The sequence below is a fragment of the Saccharicrinis sp. GN24d3 genome (genome assembly GCF_052400645.1).
Classification (GTDB): Bacteria; Bacteroidota; Bacteroidia; order Bacteroidales; family Marinilabiliaceae; genus Saccharicrinis.
This window is the reverse complement of sequence record NZ_JBQTGI010000006.1, coordinates 19,921-39,934: the sequence shown is the minus strand read 5'-3', so window position 1 is coordinate 39,934 and position 20,014 is coordinate 19,921. Positions and strand designations below refer to the sequence as shown.

20 protein-coding genes are annotated in these 20,014 nt (G+C 39.2%); 7 read left to right on the top strand and 13 right to left on the bottom strand.

Annotated elements, in window-relative coordinates:
* Positions 1-54: 54 nt before the first annotated feature.
* From rbfA to ACT29I_RS08695, 3 genes are read left to right on the top strand one after another with little or no spacing between them, the layout of a single operon-like run.
* Complete coding sequence (gene rbfA, locus ACT29I_RS08705) at positions 55-393, top strand: 30S ribosome-binding factor RbfA (RefSeq protein WP_444793220.1); 339 nt, start codon at positions 55-57, stop codon at positions 391-393.
* A gap of 5 nt (positions 394-398) precedes the next feature.
* Complete coding sequence (locus ACT29I_RS08700; protein WP_430933511.1) at positions 399-1,226, top strand: class I SAM-dependent methyltransferase; 828 nt, start codon at positions 399-401, stop codon at positions 1,224-1,226.
* Between the two features lie 16 nt (positions 1,227-1,242).
* Positions 1,243-2,475 (top strand): ABC transporter permease, encoded by a 1,233-nt coding sequence (locus ACT29I_RS08695; RefSeq protein WP_444793308.1) that lies wholly within the window; start codon positions 1,243-1,245, stop codon positions 2,473-2,475.
* Between the two features lie 133 nt (positions 2,476-2,608).
* Here ACT29I_RS08695 and ACT29I_RS08690 read toward each other — a convergent pair whose 3' ends face one another.
* The 7 genes from ACT29I_RS08690 to ACT29I_RS08660 all read right to left on the bottom strand — a co-directional run bounded on the left by ACT29I_RS08690 (position 2,609) and on the right by ACT29I_RS08660 (position 7,040).
* Positions 2,609-3,139, bottom strand: a complete 531-nt coding sequence (locus tag ACT29I_RS08690; protein ID WP_444793219.1) for a methylated-DNA--[protein]-cysteine S-methyltransferase — start codon at positions 3,137-3,139, stop codon at positions 2,609-2,611.
* Positions 3,136-3,393 carry a hypothetical protein gene (locus ACT29I_RS08685; protein WP_430933508.1) on the bottom strand — a complete coding sequence of 86 codons (258 nt, stop codon included), beginning with the start codon at positions 3,391-3,393 and terminating at the stop codon, positions 3,136-3,138. Before ACT29I_RS08685 ends, ACT29I_RS08690 begins: the two co-directional genes overlap by 4 nt.
* 56 nt (positions 3,394-3,449) lie before the next feature.
* Entirely contained in the window at positions 3,450-4,451 is a 1,002-nt protein-coding gene (gene dusB, locus ACT29I_RS08680) for a tRNA dihydrouridine synthase DusB (protein ID WP_430933507.1), read from the bottom strand.
* Positions 4,448-5,053 (bottom strand): TlpA family protein disulfide reductase, encoded by a 606-nt coding sequence (locus ACT29I_RS08675; protein ID WP_430933506.1) that lies wholly within the window; start codon positions 5,051-5,053, stop codon positions 4,448-4,450. The genes dusB and ACT29I_RS08675 overlap by 4 nt, the downstream gene beginning before the upstream one ends.
* Position 5,054: 1 nt before the next feature.
* A complete protein-coding gene (locus ACT29I_RS08670) occupies positions 5,055-5,723 on the bottom strand; it encodes a hypothetical protein (protein ID WP_430933505.1) in 669 nt (222 codons plus the stop codon).
* Positions 5,720-6,115 (bottom strand): hypothetical protein, encoded by a 396-nt coding sequence (locus tag ACT29I_RS08665; RefSeq protein WP_430933504.1) that lies wholly within the window; start codon positions 6,113-6,115, stop codon positions 5,720-5,722. The genes ACT29I_RS08670 and ACT29I_RS08665 overlap by 4 nt, the downstream gene beginning before the upstream one ends.
* A 208-nt stretch (positions 6,116-6,323) precedes the next feature.
* The gene (locus ACT29I_RS08660) at positions 6,324-7,040 is read right to left on the bottom strand and encodes a hypothetical protein (protein ID WP_430933503.1); all 717 of its coding nucleotides are present in this window, start codon (positions 7,038-7,040) and stop codon (positions 6,324-6,326) included.
* 184 nt (positions 7,041-7,224) lie between these two features.
* Here ACT29I_RS08660 and ACT29I_RS08655 point away from each other — a divergent pair, with 184 nt between their 5' ends.
* The gene (locus tag ACT29I_RS08655) at positions 7,225-8,451 is read left to right on the top strand and encodes an ATP-binding cassette domain-containing protein (RefSeq protein WP_444793218.1); all 1,227 of its coding nucleotides are present in this window, start codon (positions 7,225-7,227) and stop codon (positions 8,449-8,451) included.
* A gap of 705 nt (positions 8,452-9,156) precedes the next feature.
* On the opposite strand, the gene ACT29I_RS08650 is transcribed toward ACT29I_RS08655, so the two are convergent.
* The 4 genes from ACT29I_RS08650 to ACT29I_RS08635 all read right to left on the bottom strand — a co-directional run bounded on the left by ACT29I_RS08650 (position 9,157) and on the right by ACT29I_RS08635 (position 13,250).
* A complete protein-coding gene (locus ACT29I_RS08650; protein ID WP_430934964.1) occupies positions 9,157-10,440 on the bottom strand; it encodes a glycoside hydrolase family 117 protein in 1,284 nt (427 codons plus the stop codon).
* 152 nt (positions 10,441-10,592) lie between these two features.
* Entirely contained in the window at positions 10,593-11,462 is an 870-nt protein-coding gene (locus ACT29I_RS08645) for a family 16 glycosylhydrolase (protein WP_430934963.1), read from the bottom strand.
* A gap of 32 nt (positions 11,463-11,494) precedes the next feature.
* Positions 11,495-11,845 carry a hypothetical protein gene (locus tag ACT29I_RS08640; protein WP_444793217.1) on the bottom strand — a complete coding sequence of 117 codons (351 nt, stop codon included), beginning with the start codon at positions 11,843-11,845 and terminating at the stop codon, positions 11,495-11,497.
* A gap of 199 nt (positions 11,846-12,044) precedes the next feature.
* Positions 12,045-13,250, bottom strand: coding sequence for a glycoside hydrolase family 117 protein (locus ACT29I_RS08635; RefSeq protein ID WP_430934961.1), 1,206 nt, complete (start codon positions 13,248-13,250; stop codon positions 12,045-12,047).
* Between the two features lie 253 nt (positions 13,251-13,503).
* Here ACT29I_RS08635 and ACT29I_RS08630 point away from each other — a divergent pair, with 253 nt between their 5' ends.
* The 3 genes from ACT29I_RS08630 (at position 13,504) to ACT29I_RS08620 (ending at position 19,035) form a co-directional block, all read left to right on the top strand.
* Complete coding sequence (locus tag ACT29I_RS08630; protein WP_444793216.1) at positions 13,504-15,123, top strand: tetratricopeptide repeat protein; 1,620 nt, start codon at positions 13,504-13,506, stop codon at positions 15,121-15,123.
* Positions 15,124-15,196: 73 nt separating this feature from the next.
* Positions 15,197-18,289, top strand: coding sequence for a ligand-binding sensor domain-containing protein (locus tag ACT29I_RS08625; protein WP_444793215.1), 3,093 nt, complete (start codon positions 15,197-15,199; stop codon positions 18,287-18,289).
* Between the two features lie 116 nt (positions 18,290-18,405).
* Positions 18,406-19,035, top strand: coding sequence for a response regulator (locus ACT29I_RS08620; protein WP_444793214.1), 630 nt, complete (start codon positions 18,406-18,408; stop codon positions 19,033-19,035).
* 125 nt (positions 19,036-19,160) lie between these two features.
* On the opposite strand, the gene ACT29I_RS08615 is transcribed toward ACT29I_RS08620, so the two are convergent.
* Entirely contained in the window at positions 19,161-19,766 is a 606-nt protein-coding gene (locus ACT29I_RS08615; RefSeq protein ID WP_444793213.1) for a hypothetical protein, read from the bottom strand.
* Positions 19,767-19,815: 49 nt separating this feature from the next.
* Positions 19,816-19,962: an ankyrin repeat domain-containing protein gene (locus tag ACT29I_RS08610; RefSeq protein WP_444793212.1), complete on the bottom strand. Its 147-nt coding sequence runs from the start codon at positions 19,960-19,962 to the stop codon at positions 19,816-19,818.
* Positions 19,963-20,014: the final 52 nt, after the last annotated feature.

Sequence of the window (20,014 nt, the reverse complement as noted above, 5' to 3'; positions counted from 1 at the left end):
CATAACGGAAAATAACTATAAAAAGTTTATTTTCGTGCGTTAAACTATATTATAATGGAAACTACCAGACAAAAGAAGATATCGAGGTTGTTACAGCGCGAGCTAAGCGAAATATTTTTGCGCGAAGCTAAGCCGTTGACGTTGGGGGCGATGGTTTCGGTTTCAAAAGTAAGAGTGTCGCCTGATTTAGGATTGGCCAAAGCATATATCAGCATTTTCCCTGCCGATAAAAAGGATGATGTTTATAGCGAGATCGATAAGGGTACTTCGGGAATCCGTCGATATTTAGGAATGAGGGTTGGCAAACAATTGAGGTTGGTGCCAAACCTGCAGTTTTTTGTAGACGATTCGTTGGATTACATTGATAATATAGACCGCTTGTTAAACGAATAATAACCATGCAGTACGATCCTATTAAAAAGAGCCTGGGCAAGGTTTTTAACCAGTCGCCTTCCATGCGGATTCTGTTTTACAAACTGTTGGACCTGCTTTTATTGCGTTCGTGGCATATCCGTAAGGAAATAAAAACGTGGTCGAAAAAGGTGGCCAGCGATATAAAAGTGTTGGATGCAGGTTCTGGTTTTGGGCAGTATGTATATTACCTATCCTCGAAAAATAAAGGTTGGGATATTACCGGTGTAGACGTGAAAAAAGAGCAGATAGAGGATTGCAACGCGTTTTTTACAAAGATAAATCGTCAGGATAGGGTTAAGTTTGCATATGCCGACCTCACAAAGCTGGAAGTTGAAGGACTATATGACCTTGTGGTTTCGGTTGATGTGATGGAGCATATCGAAGATGACGAAGGCGTGTTCAAAAATATATACCATGCGATGAACCCGGGCGGCATGATGCTTATTTCAACACCCAGCGACCAGGGAGGTTCTGATGCGCATCACCACGAAGCGGAGCACACAGATGGTGTTACAGGATTTATCGATGAGCATGTGCGCGATGGATATAACCTGCAAGAAATTGTACAGAAACTTAAAAAGGCCGGGTTTAAAGATGTTGATGCACGCTACTCCTATGGCTGGCCCGGGAAGATCTCATGGAAACTGTCCATGAAATATCCTATCGTAATGCTAAATGCTTCCAAGGTGTTTTTTATTCTATTACCATTTTATTACCTGGTTACATTCCCTATTTCGTTTATCTTAAATATGCTGGATGTTAGGGGGAATCATAAACGAGGTACCGGCCTGATTGTAAAAGCATTTAAATAATGGGGACACTTTGCCTGTGAAACTAATCTTTCAAATAGCGTTAAAGTTTCTTTTCGGAAAAAAGTCGAAAGGAATCATTAATGTTATTTCCACTATTTCTATTGTTGGAGTAGGAGTGGGTTCACTGGCACTATTGGCCGTGTTGTCGGTTTTTAATGGTTTACATGGGTTAATTGGTAGTTTCTACGGTTCGTTTGATCCCGATTTTAAAATAGAGAGCGTTGAAGGGAAGTTTTATTCGATGGATTCCATTGATATAAAGCAGATTAAAAGATTGGAGGAAGTGTTACAAATATCTCCGGTTGTAGCGGATAATGCCCTGCTTAAATATAATGAGCGAAGGGTAACAGGCGTCGTATTGGGTGTAGATTCCACTTTCACTCAAGTGAGTCAACTGGATTCCATCATAGTGGATGGAAAGTTCAATATGAGAGATAAACACGGGTATGGTGGCGCTATTGGGTATGAGCTGGCACACCAGCTGGCCATACGACCCACCTTTTTGACACCCCTGGTGATATATGTTCCCCAACGAAACAAAAAAATTAACTTAATGCGGCCCGATGATGCGTTTAATTGGCAATATGTGCATCCCAAGGGCATTTTTATGGTGAAGCAAAAGGAATATGATTCCCAGTACCTGATTATTGATATTGCGCTGGCCAGACAGCTTTTCCAGTTTAAAGATTCTGAAGTGAGCTATTTGGCGGTCGCAGTAAAAAAAGGGACTTCGGTAGATCATGTTCAGGGTAAAATCCAAAATATTTTGGGAAAGGGCTTTACGGTAAAAAACAGGCAGCAGCAGCATGCCAGTTTTTATAAACTGATGGGCGTAGAGAAACTGATGTCGTATCTGATACTTTGTTTTATCCTTATTATAGCCACTTTCAATCTAATAGGTACCATGTCGATGCTTATCTTTGATAAAAAGGAAGGGATTAAAACTTTGAAAAGTATCGGTGCCGATAAAAAAATGGTGACACGTGTATTTTTGCTGGAAGGATGGCTGATTTCGCTGATTGGCGTGATAGCTGGAGTTGGGTTGGGTGCAGTCCTGGTTTTGGCCCAGCAATATCTGGGTATTATAAAGTTTGCGGGTGGGGGTAATTTTGTGGTGGATGCTTATCCGGTAAAACTTATTCTTTCCGATGTTTTTGTATCTATTATTACCGTTACTTCTATTGGTTTTTTAGCCACGCTTTATCCTGTAAAGGTAATTGTGGCTAATTATTTCGATGAGGTAAACTGATTTTCTCGATTTCTATTCTTAAGATCCTCAACTAAGATGATAAATTAGTTTCCAGAACTTGCAGCCCGGCATAAATGATGTTTCGCAGGATATTAGAACCAATTTTAGCACCACATTTCTGACATTTAAAAAATCAAAACAAACTGAGTTGTTGCGCATAATTTTCAGGGTTTTCCAATCGAAGCAGTTTCTTTTTTGCATCCAGGCCTCCGGCATATCCAACCAATTTACCATCAGAACCAATTATCCTGTGGCAGGGCACAATGATTGAAATGGCATTGGCTCCGTTGGCCGAAGCAACAGCTCGTATGGCTTTTTCATTACCCAAGTCTCTTGAAAGTTCAAGGTAGCTCGATGTTTCGCCAAACGGGATGCGAATAAGTTGTTGCCATACCTTCTGTTGGAAATCAGTGCCTACCAACTTTAAAGGAATGTCGAATTGGCTTCTTTCCGCTTGAAAATATGCTGTCAGTTGTTGAATGGTTTCTTGATTTATTTCAGAACCACCTTCTTCATATCTGGCGTCTAATCCCTTTTGAATGCGCTGATCAATTTGGTTTCGCATTTTTCTGTAACGCCAATCGCAGAGGCATAGCTCACCCCCAAATGAACCGATAATAAGTTCACCTATTGGTGTTTTAAAATATGTAGTGATAATGTTCATGCCTTAGTGAATGGGTCAATATTGCTTTGGCGTGAAGCAACTCGCTGTCCCTTGAAAATTATTTTAGACAGGTAGTTCAGTTGTAAAGTGTCGTGTTCGATAACATTAGTATTTATGGTTTTAATATTAACGATGCGAATCTGCGGTTGAACCTTTTCAGGTATCTTGGTTTTAAGGTTGGGCATGCGCGGGTTTTTCCCGCGTATGTTATCCTTAAGCGCATTCCTTGGTTTAATAATTTTGTAAACTTCCACCTTTTGCAAAGTTTAAAATTTTGGAAAACGCGTAGCAGGGATCCAAGAACTGCAGACTATCTAGCATCCACTAAAGATACGCAATCTGCATATTTATCTTTGATCTCGTCCAAACAGTTATGAACTTCTTCTGCCGTGTTGGCTCTTAGCATTTTTATTTTCAAATCCCTGAAATCGTGTAAACCTTTAAAGGTAATAGCCAGATGACGGCGCATATGCAGTATTCCCCTTCTTTCACCCAACCACTCGATGCTGTTGTTTAGGTGTTCCCGGATCATTTCAACATGTTCGGGAATCTTGGGCGCTGGCAATAGTTCACCCGTATCCAAATAATGGCGAACTTCCTTAAAAATCCATGGTCGTCCTATGGAAGGGCGGCCAATCATCAAAGCATCAACGCCATACCTGTCCAGGTATTGTTTTGCCTTTTGCGGACTGGTTAAGTCGCCATTTCCGATGATCGGAATATGCATCCTCGGATTGTTCTTTACTTCACCGATCAAGGTCCAGTCAGCCTCGCCATTGTACATTTGAGCGCGGGTTCTGCCGTGAATGGTCAAAGCTTTGATACCTGTGTCCTGAAGTTTTTCCGCAACATCAACAATTATCTTCGAATCTTCGTCCCATCCCAAACGGGTTTTAACGGTAACGGGTAACTTAACCGCATCCACAATCATCGAAGTCATCTCAATCATCTTAGGGATATCCCTAAGCATGCCCGATCCTGCGCCCTTGGTTGCTATTTTTTTGACGGGACAGCCATAGTTGATGTCTATCAGTTCCGGTCCTGCTTCCTCGGCAATTTTTGCGGCTTCCACCATGGCTTCAATATTCTTCCCATACAGTTGGATGCCAACGGGACGTTCTTGGTCGAATATCTTAAGCTTGCGTTGCGTTTTCTCGATGCTTCGGACCAATGCATCCGCCGAAACAAATTCGGTATACATTAAGTCGGCACCGTACTTTTTGCATAACAACCTAAATGAAGGATCGGTCACATCTTCCATGGGTGCCAACAAAAGCGGATCTTTCCTCAGCTCTAAATTCCCTATCTTCACTTTTCAGTTATTAATTTATCCAACAATGCTTTTGATTTGTCGCTGTCCCATTTTGCCGCTCCCTTTTTCCGCACCACCAATTCGCCATTTTTCGAGATAACATAGGTGGCCGGAATGCTGTTGGAATATAACAATTTAGGGATTTCGTCCATGTAAGTGTTCGATGAAATCGTATAGCCCTTTTTTTCAAGAAAAGATTTTATTTTAGAACCGTCTTCATTGCTTACCAAAACAAATTCAACTTTGTCTTTGTATTCTTTGTACAGCGCATCAATTGAGCCAAGTTCAGCAACGCATGGAGGGCACCAGGTAGCCCACAGGTTAAGAAATACAACTTTCCCTTTTAAATCTGCAAAATGCTTTGTCTGTCCTTGTAAATCGCGATATCGCCAATCGTAATCCTTATCCGTTAGTTGGGTTTTGTTCGATGACTCTTTGGGAGAGGACATAGTATACCGAATAACAAAGGAACTGATGGTTTTACGGGTGGGTGGATTTATCATGGCAATAAATAAAAACAGAAACAAAAAGTCAATGACAATGCCAGCTTTTGTTTTTCGGGCTTTATATTTATTCCATTGTGTTTTTAAAAAGTTTTCCATATTACATTTTCCTAAAAGTTAACCAAACAGGCCATTTCATGCTTTTGTAGCTTGTTCCTGTGGTATTCGTAATTTCCATTCGTAACGTTTTGTACTGTTCAAGGCCTTCTACTTTAGAATAGAACTTTTGCGCATCGATATTGAATTTATGCCCTGTTCCGGGAGTCAATGTTATGGGGAAATAATTCTGTCCGCCGATATTTTTAATCACAAACTCCCTTTTTTTCTTTCCTTTAAAGAATGCGAGCGTTGGATTGTTAAAAGAAATGGAAGTATTGGTTTTGTTGATAAGGAACACTTTTAAGATAAGGTTGCCCGTATTCTTTTGTTTGTAATGATCTACCTTGAAAATAACCACCCGGGGAAACAGCTTGTCCAGCCAGCCGTATCGTTTGGCCACGAAAAAGCCAAGAATGACCGCGGCCATCAGCAGCAAATGTGTAAAATCGGTTTGTGGTTGCCGGGGTTGTTCTTCCGGTGGGGCTTCTTGCGGAATGCCTTGTTCTTGGGCACTGGGGGTGATTTCCTGTACTTGTGGTGCTGAAGTGCGTTCGGGCGGAAGGGCCCCTCTGCTACATATTTGTAACATAAAAACGGTTCCTAGCAGCACATAAATAACCACCCTGTTTTTATGAACAAAGGCGATAAAATCTTTCAGTTGTTTATTCATTTTTTTCTAGGCTCAATCTTTTCGGGAAAAGGAAGTAATCCTTTATAATTAATATAGAATTCGCCGCCGGTAACCGGTCTGGCCATTTCATCATCCGTTTGGCCGTTGGCGTTGGCTATGCCCACACTGGCATACCAACATGTTGCATTGTGCTTTTTGCCCAGTTCCTGAACTTGTCCAATCACCTCGGGTAGAATAATGCCCATATCGGGATAGTAGCAGGTTTTTACCACTACCATATGAAACTTATCATCTTTCTTGGCCAGAATCTGCGGGTTCACGTCCAGTTCCTTTCTTACGTTTAGAACTTCGTATCCCTTATCCACCATATCCTTGTACACCACCTTAATTCCCAGAAAATGTAACTCTTCCAGGTTCATCACATCTGCCATTGCTTTTGTTTTTTTTATGGCGCAAAAATGCGAAAATTATAGCACATTCCCAAGTGGCTGAAAACCTCGCACATCGCAACTAAAAACAGCGCTTATGGATGTTCGTAAATCTAATTGTTGTTTAATAAATAGAGATTATTATTTTAGGGAAGTTGTTAAGCCGGAAGCATAACAGTTCGTGGGTCTGGTTTGTTCCATCAGTAAATCGCTATTCTTCTCCCAGGGCAAAAATAAAATTCGAATTCGGGTATTCCGGTGCAAATTTATTTTCGAGTGAAGTTTCTATCTTCTTCAGTTCGCTTAAGAAATTATCAGAGGGCTCCCCTCCGAACTTGTCTATTTGCACGATAAATTTAAATTGGCGGTTTTTATGTTTTTGAACGTTATTGGCAGTATCAAAAATCAATCGTTGAATATCGAACAGTAATCGTTTCTCGTCCATATTTCCAATCAAAAAGGCAATACAAGGATTCTTAGCGGTGTTTTCATCCGTTTCAATAGCATTGCACGAGCTTTCTTCAAAATCGGGCGCTTCAACGGTGTAGAAAATATTATCCTCTAAATTACTAAACTCAATGCCGCCAATGGGTTGAAGGGTTTCCTTATTCACCAACTGAAAAAATACCAAACCTTTATCGAACCACTTACTATATCCTTTGTAAAGAAAATAGTTGAGTTCTTTTCCTTCTTGTACCATGCTAACAAAGTCGGTAATTACAAAGGCTTCCGATTCGTACTGTTTCAAGGTTTTAAATACAAACTCATTGGAGAAGGCATCCATTGTCAAATCGACTTCATTGCCAAAATTGGAACGAATGAGAATCCTATTTTTCTCTTTCAATCCCGCCGTGTTATTTTCCAACATCTGAAGGTTGGTTTTAGTAATCAACTTTTTTAATATAACGGCTGCTTCTAAATAATCCATAGGCGTAATGTTGTATTGTGTTTGCAAAAATATTAAAAATATAGCGTATATAATAAATGCATTAGGGGTATTATAGCCAAAAAAACATAAAATATGATTTTGTGGTACATTTTCAGCGTATTCCTGGAATAAGATTAAAAATAGATTTTTATTAGATTTGGATCGAAATTAAACTGTAAGCGCTTTGAAACATTATGCCATAGAGTATTTAAACATGAAAGGTAGTTGGATGCAAAACTTGTTGAAAGGGCAGGGTGAGGTTCAATACCTAAAAAATAAAACCGGGTTATTGTTTTCTACTATTACCCTGGAGCATATGATTGAGGAGGAAGTGCGCCACGAAAGATTTCTATTGTCGGATGGATCGGGCAGGAGTATTAGGACTTTTAGTAGTGGCGAGCAACGAAAGGCATTACTGAGGTATCAGATGAGGCAAGGACCCGATTTTTTGGTGCTGGATAATCCATTTGACTGTTTGGATGCAGAATCCGTAACTCATTTAAAACAGCAGTTAATCAATGTGGCCGAATCTATTCCAATAGTCCAGGTTTTTAAACGGCACGAAGATATCATGCCTTTTGTAACCGATGTTTTGGTACTTGAAAAGGAACGTTTGTTGAAGAGTTATCCGATAGATAAATTTGAGCAATTGCACCTTCATTCGGAAAAGGCAAATTTAAAATCGGATATCCCCGCTCCTTTAAGGGCGTTTGGAAACACGCCCGGGGTTTTAGTGGAGTTTCGTAATGTGCAAGTAAGTTATGATAACAGGGTAATTGTACGAAACATTAACTGGAAAGTCAAAAGAGGGGAGTTCTGGCATTTAAAAGGACCCAATGGTTCGGGCAAGACAACACTTCTCACCATGATATACGGGGATATTCCGAAAGCCTATGGACAGGATCTGTTTTTGTTTGGAAACAGAAAAGGTAGCGGGGAGAGTGTCTGGGATATCAAGGAAAGGATGGGATATTTTACACCTTCCATGACGGAGCTCTTTCAAAGTAATCATTCCGTTGAGCAAATGGTTATATCGGGCTTGGTCGATAGCGTTGGTTTATATTTAAAACCTTCGGACCAACAAAGGCATATTGCGCAAAACTGGATTAAAGTGCTTAATTTGTCGCCCAAAAAAGATGAGCGTTTTTATAGGTTGTCTCAAGTGGATCAGCGACTGGTGTTGATTGCACGGGCCATGATAAAACATCCTCCCTTGCTTATTTTAGATGAACCTTCCACTGGGTTGGATGATTACAGTGCTTCGCTGATGGTTGAACTGATCCATAAAATCGCCAAAGAAAGCCATACGGCAATTATCTACGTTTCGCATAGGAAAGAAAAAGGGTTAAATCCGCAATTTACTTTTGAGTTAAGATCAACCGAAGAAGGCTCGATAGGAGAAGTTGTTTGAAAGGTGCATGCAATAGCGTTTTTAAGGCACTTTTAGTACTTGCTGTACTTCTGTGATTAAAATTATTTTAAGTAAGAGGAATGGTTTTGGCGTGCTGTAAATAAGTCTAAAGTCTCTTCCCGAAATTCTTCGGGACTACTTGTTTTGAACTTGATTCGGAAGGTTATCAAAATTCGAATGATCTGCTAATTTAACAACGTTTAATATTTTTTTGTATCACTTCACGTAGATATGCGCTACATTTGTAATGTAGATTTTTTTTCATAGATTTAGATTTAGTTAACAAAGCTGATTTTAAGGGTAAAGGATAGATGTTTCCATCTATCCTTTTTTTTATGCTTTTATCCGGGATTATTCTAGATTTCACTCTTCTAATTTATGGCCTTTCATGGTATGATGAGATTGTCTCTATTTGGTTTATGTTAAAGTTTAACCTTAAAATAAATGAATAAAACCAGCAAGAGAGCCTGGCAAGAATTATTAAGGCTGTAAAAATTAAAGTACCTCCAAAGTTCAGAGTTGTTGATGCATTATTTATGGAGTGCTTTGTTACTAATAAAGGAGACAATAAATGCTGATAGATTATTTCCCGAAGAGTATTGAAGGTATTTATATTGGTTGAATATTGTTCTCTTATAATGGATAAAATAAAAAAAACCACCCTCCGGGGTGGTTTTAATAAGTAGGATATTAGTATGGATCTATTTATTTCATCAACCGTTTATTTTCCTCGGCAATCCGTTTTTTTTGTTTAATATTTAAACCATGTTTGTAATAATGCTCGGGTTTATAATAGTAGTTATGATGTTTCATATCGGGATCATTCACGTCTAAGCTTAAGTCGCAGTCGAAACGTAACAGGATAGCATGGTTGGTAGCCCAGCCTGTTACAGCAGTCAAGTGTGACAGTCCCCAGGTAATTCCCCGTCCGTCCTTGGTATTGGTAAAGGCATCAGGCGTATAAGGACCTGCTGCCGTTGGCATCAGCATGGTAATGGCCGCAATGTCAAAGTTTACCCCATCAGGAGCATATTGAATCGTAAAGTGCTCATTCCCGTCCTTGATCACTAAGGCCGCCATTCCTTCTTTAAATGGAAACAGGGTCGTTTCATGACCAGAGTTAATTACCGGGTTTAATGGATGCTTTTCGAATGGGCCAAGTGGGTTATCTGATGTTGCCAGTCCGGTCATGCGAACCAAACGGGGGTCGCCATCAAAGTCTGATTTGTAGTATAGATAAATCTTGTCGTTGTAAACAAAAGGATGTGGATCGTGAATTGAATATTGATCCCATTCGCCCTCGGCACCGTTGTCCACCACAACTTTGTTATACGGCGTCCAGGGGCCGTCAGGTGAGTCCGCATACGAAACAGCAACAGGACAGTCGTCGCCACGTAAACCGCTGGCTTCTTTAAAGCCTTGATAATAGATATAATATTTCCCTTTAAATTTAAGGATATCGCATGTGGTAACCGAACGCCAGCCAACCGCCGGTTTTGGAGGACGGGGGATTGCTACGCCTTGTTCTTTCCAGGTGATTCCGTCCTTACTGGTGGCATACCAAATTTCCGATAAATCCCAATCGGCAGAAGGAATGGTATCGTTGCAATTTTCAGCCCCCATAGGTTTTGTGGGGGTGTTACGATAAGTATACCAAACGTAATATTTCCCGTTTTCGAAAATTACTTTTGAAGGATCGCGACGTGAGATAGTACCGTCATGACCGTTGTAATCGAATCCTTTAAGTTCGGTGTATTTAAATTGAGAATACAGCTCATTGTCCTCAGGCCGTGGAGCCATGTAGCTATCATAGTTGCGTTCCATTGCCTTGCTTAATGGTCGGTTGGGTTTTTCTTTGGGTAAGATAAAAGGAAAGCCCTTAGTGGGTGCTTCCATTGACTTGTCGGTTTTTTGCCGGGAAATACATGCAGCAAAAAATAAAGCAAAAATCAAAAACGTTGAAATTCTTGTTAATAATGAATGTGGCATATCTGTTTATTTTAAAATTGTGATCCTATTTTTTACCGGTCGGGCTTCAGCCCTTTAATTTACTGGTGTTTGATACATTGACCGTGTGCCTTAGCTAAAGCTTCAGTGACACGCGGAAAGAACTATGCTTTTATAGGACGCTCTTTCAGCTCTTATTTAAATAGCTTTTTAACTGGTTTGTACACTCTAATCCAATCTATATACATTTTGTTTTTCATATCATCAGCCAACTCTTCATCAGTGGCTACAATTCCTTTATTCGAGCGCCATTCATGATCCTCAACATCCAGGATAATATGCATAGGTCTGTCAAAAAACTGATTATCGGGATCGGTCATATTTTCTTTTCGGAGTGTATTGACCAATTCTCCATCGATATAAAAATCAATCTCCGAGGGACTCTTCCAATACATTCCAAAGTTATGGAAGTCATTTCTATAAGGCTCGTTATTTGGCAGGGTATGGTGCTGTGGGAAGGCAAAGTTCTCTTTAATGCCAGTTTGGTCGCGCATAAACACATGGTAGTTGTGTGAAGCCTGCTGTGCATTTTTTACTTCCGATGGTCTGTCGCCGGCATAAATTTCCAGGATGTCAATTTCCCGTTTGCTGTCCATGCTTAACAGCCAAATGTTCGAAGATAATACCTGGTTGCAGGGTTTTATTCTGGCTTCTACAAATACAGGGTAAATAATGGTTTGTTTTGAGGTGACAATTCCGCAATTGACTTTTTTTGTCCCTGTTTTTCTGGTAGCTTTTAAAACCAGTTTGCCATCTATGATTTCAGAATGGCTTTCGTTAAAATAAGACAAGCCAGGCCCTCGCCATTTGCCCATGTACATATCTTTCCAATTGGTATTGAACTGATCCGATTTACCATCAGAGTTAAAATTATTGGAGCAATTTTTAACCATTTTCCATTTGTAGCCATTTTCAACTTTTGCAGGAATTTCCTTAGATCCAGAATCCTGTGCTATGGCCACTATCGAACTAGCTAGAAACATGCATAATAAAAGTATTCTCATCCTCAACATTTTCTTTTAAACTTATATTTTTTTTAGTGCACAAAGGGATAATTTGTTTCGGCCATGCCAGTTGTCTTTTTATTGTTTTTTAGAGATTTTGACCTGTCCATGAACATAGTATGTAAAAAGTTTATTGCTGAATGATACGGATTTTGGCCGGTGTACTTAGAGCCATGTGAGGGCCAGATTTCCGGTGAGTTGCAATAAGCATTGGTAGATAAAACAGCTTCCGTTGCCAAAGCATCAATACATGGAGATTCAACATAGGCCAGCGGACTTTTATTTGTGCAACCCACCGCTTGGTGATAACAGTTTAGGGCACCGGAACGTTGACCGTCGGTTATATTGCAAATATAAGTGCATATCTTTATTATTACAGCCATTCAATTAATATTACACAGGTCTTAATTAATCAGCTATGAAGGTAGTAAGAGCATTATTTTAGGACAGGGATTTTTTGTAGTTAATAGGATGGTTTTTTGTCAAATTTTAAGCAGAAAAGCGAAATACAGCTAGACATAAGCTAAACAGGCCCGGAAGAATTAACTTTCGAGCCTGTTTATTTAATTTTTTACTATCCGATTATTGTGCAAAATCTACAAAATTGCCGTGACGTTCCTTACGTCTTGATGTAAATCTTTTAATGCACTGATAGTCGCCGGTAACATATTCATGTGTCAATCCCCAACGCATTACTTCTGTAGGATCTTTTTCGTTATCAACAGTACGGTTTAAACCAATAGCATGAGGAGCGCTTGGGATAGAAGACATGATTTCAAAGTTAATTCCATCGGGCGACCATTGGATGGTATTTTTTTCTGGTCCGTCGGTGGTAATTAATGCAGCAATTCCGTCATTATATTTCCAAACGCAAATTTCGTGGCCACTATTGCTGATTGGGTTGTAAGGTGATTTTATGTAAGGGCCTTTCGGATTATCGGCAATAGCCACACCATGTCTTATTTCTCTACCTCCAAAATACATTTCTTCTCCCATTCGTTCACCTTTGTAATACAGGTAGAATTTGCCTTTGAATGGAAGAATGCATGGATCATGAACCTTATGGCTATCAAAGTCTCCTTTGTTGATCACCTCAAATCGGTTTTTCTTTCCGGGCAGCCATTCTCCGTTATCGGCAGGGCTTAATATAGGCTCTTTGCTTTTGGTCCATGGTCCATCAGGTGAACTTGCCCATGCCAGGCCAACCTGATTTTTGACCCTATGCGTATAAGGTGACTTTACGGTTTGGTAGCACAGATAGTACATACCATCCCACTCCATAATTTCAACGGTAAATACCGAACGGTCGTCATATTCACCTTTTTTACCACGAGGAACAGCAAGGCCTTCTTCATTCCAGGTTATTCCATCGGTAGAAGTAGCATACCAAATATCGCACCTGTCCCATGGAAATACTTTATCCTTTTCCACATCTCCGTCAAAACCCTGCGTTGGGCCAGTGCTTTTGGTGTACCATACATAATATTTTTCGTCATGCATAATTAATGCGCTTGGATCGCGACGGACGACACCTTCTTCGTATGCAAGATCACCCTTTAGTTCCTGTTCGGAAAATCGTATAAACCATTCGTTGCCATAGGTGGGCCATTTGAGCGCCCGCTTACTGGCAGCACTTAAGTGTTCTTTGTCGGTTATTCCATATCGGTATATTAATTCATCCGAGACTTCTGCTTCTTCAGAACATTTCTCACAAGATTTCTGGTTGCCACAACTAAGCATCAGGAAAGATGCCATGGTTGCCAAAAATAGATTTCTCAATTTATTCATAGACGTAATTTTTATAGCTAATAGTTTATAGTATCGATAAATATACTTTATTGCTTTTTATATCTTCAAATCTGACCATTTTCTTTTAGATTATTGCTTTTGTAAACTCAACCAAAACTAAACAATCAAAACAGAGCAATGGACTACAACTGGATATTGGTGATTTTTAGAGGGTGTAAAAATATAATTATCATATGATTGCAAATAATTAAACCTAACATTGTATTTTTATGCCTAACATCAAGGTTGCAAAATGAAGAAATTTATACGCATGGATATTAATAAAAACACACGAACGAAATCAATATTAATCATTCAATTTATTTTTAGTTTTTTGGTGGTCTCATATTCGCAAAATTTCGATGAGGCAAAAAACAATATGCTAAAAGCAAGGGCCATCAAATATTCGCAAATGGATAGTGCGCTTTTTTATTTTGAGAAGTCCAAGAATGATTTTCTTATGTTAGGGGATACTTTATTAGCTATTAAGTGCTTGTTAGAGAGTTCGGTTGTTAATACTACTAAAGCGGATTATTCAAAATCGTATGATGGGTATTGGGAAGTTTTAAGGTTGTCTGAAAGTATCGGTTCGGAATTGTCGGTGGCTTCAGCTTATGATGGACTCGGTACCCTGTATGGGTTGTTTTACCGACATCAGGAGGCGCTAATGAATTACAATAAATCTTTACATATTAAAAAACAACTGATTAAAGAAGGTAAGATTAAATTACCGGATATTTTGAGTACCTATTATTTAATTGCCATAAACTACCGTGAGCAACAAATAATAAATAAGGCTCAGCAATATTTAGATACATGTTATCAGATTAGAAAAGAATACCCTAGCAAGACTCTTTTTATAGATGCAGAACAAGGATATTTATTGTATTATCAAAACAAGTTTAAAGAGGCCGAGGCTTTGCTGCAGAAGGTTGAAAAATCATTTTTGTCTGAAAATGAAACTTACTTGGTGATCTTATATTCTTTTATGGGTGACCTCTATAATAAGTTGGATAACTTCGAAAAGTGTTCCGAATACTATTTAAAGTCCTTAGATGTGGCAAAAAAATACAGATCGCATCAGAATTATGTGCCTGAAGTATATAAAAAACTTGGAGATTTGTATTTGTCGATTAACAAACCCAGGATAGCCTATGCATATCTGAAGAACTCTTTTAATGCCAATGATAGCCTGTTTGGTGCCAGAAGTATTAATAACCAGCGCTTTATTGAGATCAAGGATCAATTCCGACAAGAGCAGCAAAAACTTATGGAGAAGGCAAGGCTTACTAAATTAGAAAATGAAAAAAGATTATTGTTCTTAAGAAATACCGTTCTATCCATTGTTCTTGTTTCGTTAGTGATGGTATCATTCATTACTTTTTTCTATTTAAAATATCGCCATAAAACGGCGGAGAAGATGCTGAAATCGGACCAGAAAGCTAAAGAGGAAAAAAACAAGGAAATTCTGGAGATGAAAAACAAGGAATTAACTTCCTCGGCATTGCAACTAATTGAAAAGGACGAGCTATTAATGGAGATTAAAAGTAAATTGAGCTCGGCAAAAAATAAGGACCTTAAAGAGTTGATCGCAAAAATAAACGCAAACAGCAAGCACGATTGGAAGGAGTTTGACACTCGCTTTACATCAGTTAATCAGGGTTTTTACAAGTCGTTAAGCGAGAGGTTCCCAGAGTTAACACAACGCGACCATAAGCTATGTGCCTTGATTAAACTAAACTTCTCCAGCAAGGAAATGTCTCTTCTTTTGGGGATCTCTATAGAAAGCGTTCATACTTCTCGTTATAGGTTGCGACAAAAATTAAAGTTGGATAAAGGAGAAAACTTAACCGAGTTTATTGCCCGAGTGTAGGCGGGTAAAAGTAAATGGCCAAATTGTTGAAATTTAAGGCAGATTGAAGTAAATTATATACTTAAATTTCTTCATGCAAGTCAAGATAGGCCATATTGCTTTATTTGTAATCGCGTTTGTTTTTATTGAAATCGACGGATTTGCCGAGCACAACTATAGTTTTAGGCATTTATCCAATACCGATGGGTTGTCACAAAACACGGTGAACTGTATGTATCAGGACAGCAAGGGTTTTGTTTGGATAGGTACCCAGGACGGTTTGAATCGCTACGACGGGTATGAGTTTCTCATTTTTAGGCACGATAAGTCAGATACAACATCTATTTCGCATAGTTGGATATGGGATATTTATGAAGACCGAAATGGTGTTTTTTGGATAGCAACATGGCATGGATTAAACAGATACGATCCTAATACTGGCTTGTTTGCACGTTATCTGCCACAAAAAGGTAATAAAAACAGCATGAACGGAACCCGACCTACATCTATTTGTGAGGATGAAAGGGGCAATTTGTGGATTGGAACATGGGGTGGGGGGGTGAATAGGTTTAATCCGAAAACGGGTAATTTCACTCATTTCGTGAATGATACAGACGATTCAACAAGTTTGGCAAGCAATTTTGTGAGGTCGTTATATTTGGGTAGCAATAACGATCTTTGGGTGGGAACATGGAACGGTCTGTCTATCATAGATATATCAAACCCGGAACAGCCTGAGTTGAGGCCGTACAAGGGTAATCATGGACAAAGTAAAATCCCATCAAGTAAAATATCGTCCCTATTGGGCGATAAGGAGGGTAATGTTTGGATTGGTACCCTTGGAGGGGGTATTAGCCGGCATGACCGCAAAACAGGTTTGTTGACAACTTTTGTTCATGATGCAAGTAAAAACAGTATTTCAAGCAATAATATTACGTCCTTGCTGATGGGCCCTAATGGTGCATTATGGATAGGAACGGTCTCCCTGGGTATTGATATATATGATATTAAAGATAGTCAGTTCGTTCATGTTCAACACGATCCTGACGATCGGCGAAGTTTGACCGGGAATAGTATTAATAGCTTGCTGATGGATCGGTCAGGATTAGTTTGGATTGGTGCGGAGGGCATAAATATATTTAATGCCAGAATGAATTATTTCAGTCATTTCAAACATAAATCATACAATAACAATAGCCTAAGCAATAACAAGGTAACAGTATTCTGCGAAGATCACAAAGGGGATATCTGGATAGGGACCGAGACAGGTGGCTTAAACTATTTTTGTCCTTCCGATGGCACTTTTCGTGTGTTTAAACATGTACCAGGCAACAGGGCTGGTTTAAGCAGCAACAATATCAGTTCTATTATTGAAGACAAAAACCAAGACTTATGGATAGGGACCCGTGGAGGTGGACTAAATAGGTTTGATACACATAAAAAACTTTTCCGGCATTACAATGAATCACCGTTAGTTCGCCAAAGTGAAGGATTGGATAATATCAATGGATTGGCATACGATTCTGTTGGTATCATTTGGATCGCCACATACAGCAAAGGCTTGATAAAATTCGATTTGAATTCGGGCAACTTCACGAATTACAGGAGCAACCCAGTTGACAGCACCACACTCTCGGGCGATTATTTACTTCGTATCTATAACCAGGATCAATATCTGTGGTTAGGTTCCTGGGGCGGAGGATTAAGCAGAATGGACAAAAAGTCAGGTTCGTTTCAACGATACATGAGTAATGCCAATGCTGCAAATGGATTGAGTGATAATATTGTACAGGCCATAAACAAAGCTGTTATTGATGGAAAAGAAAAGTTGTGTGTGGGCACCAGCGATGGTCTTTCGGTTCTGGATTTCCATGGAGGGACAGCGTTCAGCAATTATTCAATTAAGGATGGGTTGCCCAGTAATGTAATATATGGTATCCTTGATGACGAAAAAGGAAACCTTTGGTTAAGCACCAATAATGGCATTTGTAAGTTTAACCCCGACACACGGGAAATTAAAACTTTTAATATTCATAACGGATTACAAGGTAAGGAGTATGTCGGGGGGGCGTATTTAAAGCTTAGGAATGGGATGTTTTTGTTTGGGGGTAATAATGGGTTTAACCTGTTTTATCCTGATAGTATAGCAGAAAGCAGATATGAACCCCTAGTTGAGATTACTTCTTTTAATGTATTTAATGTTCCCTATTTTGAGGGGCATATTGTTCCGGACAGTTCTGTTATTAAATTGTCCCATCATCAAAATTTCTTTTCGTTTAAGTTTTCCGCCTTGGATTTTACTAATCCTGCAAACAATCGATATCAATATATATTGGAGGGGGTAGACGAAAATTGGGTTGCCATACAAGAGCGAAGATTTGTAGGGTACACTAATCTGGATCCAGGAGAATATACATTTAAAGTTAGAGGCACTAACTGCGACGGTATCTGGAGTTCCGAACAAGCATCAATGGAGATTATTATTACCCCGGCCATCTGGCAAACCTTATGGTTTAAATTGTTTCTGGTTGTCATTGTGTTGGCAGTACTATGGAGAATCTACAGATACAAGCAAAATCGTTTGGCCGAAATGGAACGATTGCGCATCAGTATTGCAAGTGACCTGCACGATGAAGTGGGGGCATCCTTGACACGTATCAGCATTCACTCGGAACAGATTCAAAATACAGATAGAAAAAAAGAGATCATTGATGCATCACGTAAGATAGGTTCTATAAGCCGAGATGTGATTGCAACGATGAGCGATATAGTCTGGTCTATCGACACCCGAAATGATACCATAGGAGACTTACTTGAGCGGATGTACGACTTAGCCTACACCACTTTTTCCATCAAGGATATCGCGGTGTCATTTTCTGAAAATGGATTGGATAAAGACAAGAAGATTAAGATTGATTCAAGGCAAAATGTGTACTATATATTTAAGGAAGCAATAAATAATATTGTTAAATATGCCCAGGCATCCGAAGTTAAGGTAAGTATGGAAAATGAAGTGTATGGATTTAATATGCAGATTAAAGATAACGGTATAGGATTCGATATTTCAAAGGTAAAAAAAGGAAATGGACTGAGAAACATGAAAATGAGGGCGGAAAGAATTGGAGGTGAGTTGATAATAGAGTCGGATGGAGGTACAATAATAATGTTGAGGACAAGAAGGCTGTAAATGTAGTGTATCCCTGACCAAATTAGTGCAGCCCTTCTTACTATTAGGTACAACTCTCATCAATACCCCATGTAAATGGTATTTCGCTTGCCCCATAAAATTTGTATTATTAAAATATGGTAAGGATAGCAATAGTTGAGGACGATAAGGTGATTAGAAACGGGGTTCAAGAATACCTGAATAACCAGATGGAAATGTCGTGCCAAATCGCAAAGGAATCGGTTGAGGCATTCCTGTCCGGAATAAACAAAGAAAATATACCCGATATCATTCTCATGGACATTGGTTTGCCAGGAATGTCAGGCATTAGTGGGGTAAAACTCATAAAGGAGAAATATCCTGACATTAACATCGTCATGTTTACCGTCTACCACGATTTCAACAAGATATTCCAATCGTTATGCGCTGGCGCATCCGGCTATCTGCTTAAGAACATTCCCTTTGCCGATATAAAAAAAGCGATAGAAATAGTGAATGATGGGGGTTCGTTTATGTCACCGCAAATAGCTCGCAAAGTGATCAATTATTTTCAGACAGGCCAAAAAAACGAGCCATCCACCTCGCTTACAGGCAAGGAAAAAGAAATTGTGCTTGGCCTGGTAGACGGTTTAAGTTATAAAATGATTGCAGAAAAAAATTTTATTTCTATTGAAACAGTTCGGTCGCATATTAAAAACATCTACAAAAAGCTACATGTGCATTGTAAGGCCGAAGTCATTAAAAAATCCATAAGCGGGGAGATTTAACCGTCGACTTTATTTGGGGTGCTCGCTACATCGTGGTTTATGGTCATAATGTTGAGGATTGATTTTCTCATCACTTTTGACGCAGATTCATGTTGTTCTTATTTAAGCTTGCTATCTGCAAGTAACTACATTTGCGGTATATCCGGCATCCCCGGCATGCTCATCACCTGATAATTATTGGGGATTTCGAACTTTGAATTATCAGGTTTCCAGTATTTTACATTTTTCATCTCCATGCTTGATCCCTCAGATCCTTCCATATGGTCAATGATTTTCATGGGGAACTTGTATTTTTCGGAATACCACAGGGTGTACATTTTTTGCCCTGGATTTTTCTTGCTCCAGAGTGTCGATTTTGTACAAACAATGCCATTGATGGTTTCATTACCTTCTTTTTTTAAGATCCCTTGTTCTTCATATTTCTCAAAAACTTTTATTGGATCATTGTTCATGCTCATCTGGCTGCCTGCCGGACTTTTTATTGCCATTTTTTGGTCGGGCATTAAAATAACAACATCTTTCGATCCATTTTTAACTATGATGGCACTTTTGTTGCCGCGTTCTTCAAATTCGTAGCGATATCCTGCTTCGGCCGAATAAACTTTAAATTGCTTTTCCTGCCCGGCGTTATTGAATACCATGTCTGCGGTAAATTGTGCAAAACCGTTAATGCTCAATCCTGACAAAATCAGGATTAAGGTAAGCTGAATAAATTGTTTGGTGGTTTTCATGATACTGATTTTATAGTGTTCATACAAATTATGTTACCAAGTGGGCTTTTCATAGTTGAATCATTTTGATATGTCCGGCTGCTTTAGCCTGAGAAAGAGGTGTTTGGTTTCGTACATTTATTGCGTTTACGTTGGCACCTTTTTCGAGAAGATATTTAGCCATTTCCAGATAGTCGTAGTCATAATAATAATACACTGGTGTCCGATAAAAATACGCGCTATAGCCTAACGCTATTTTGTCTCAAGCC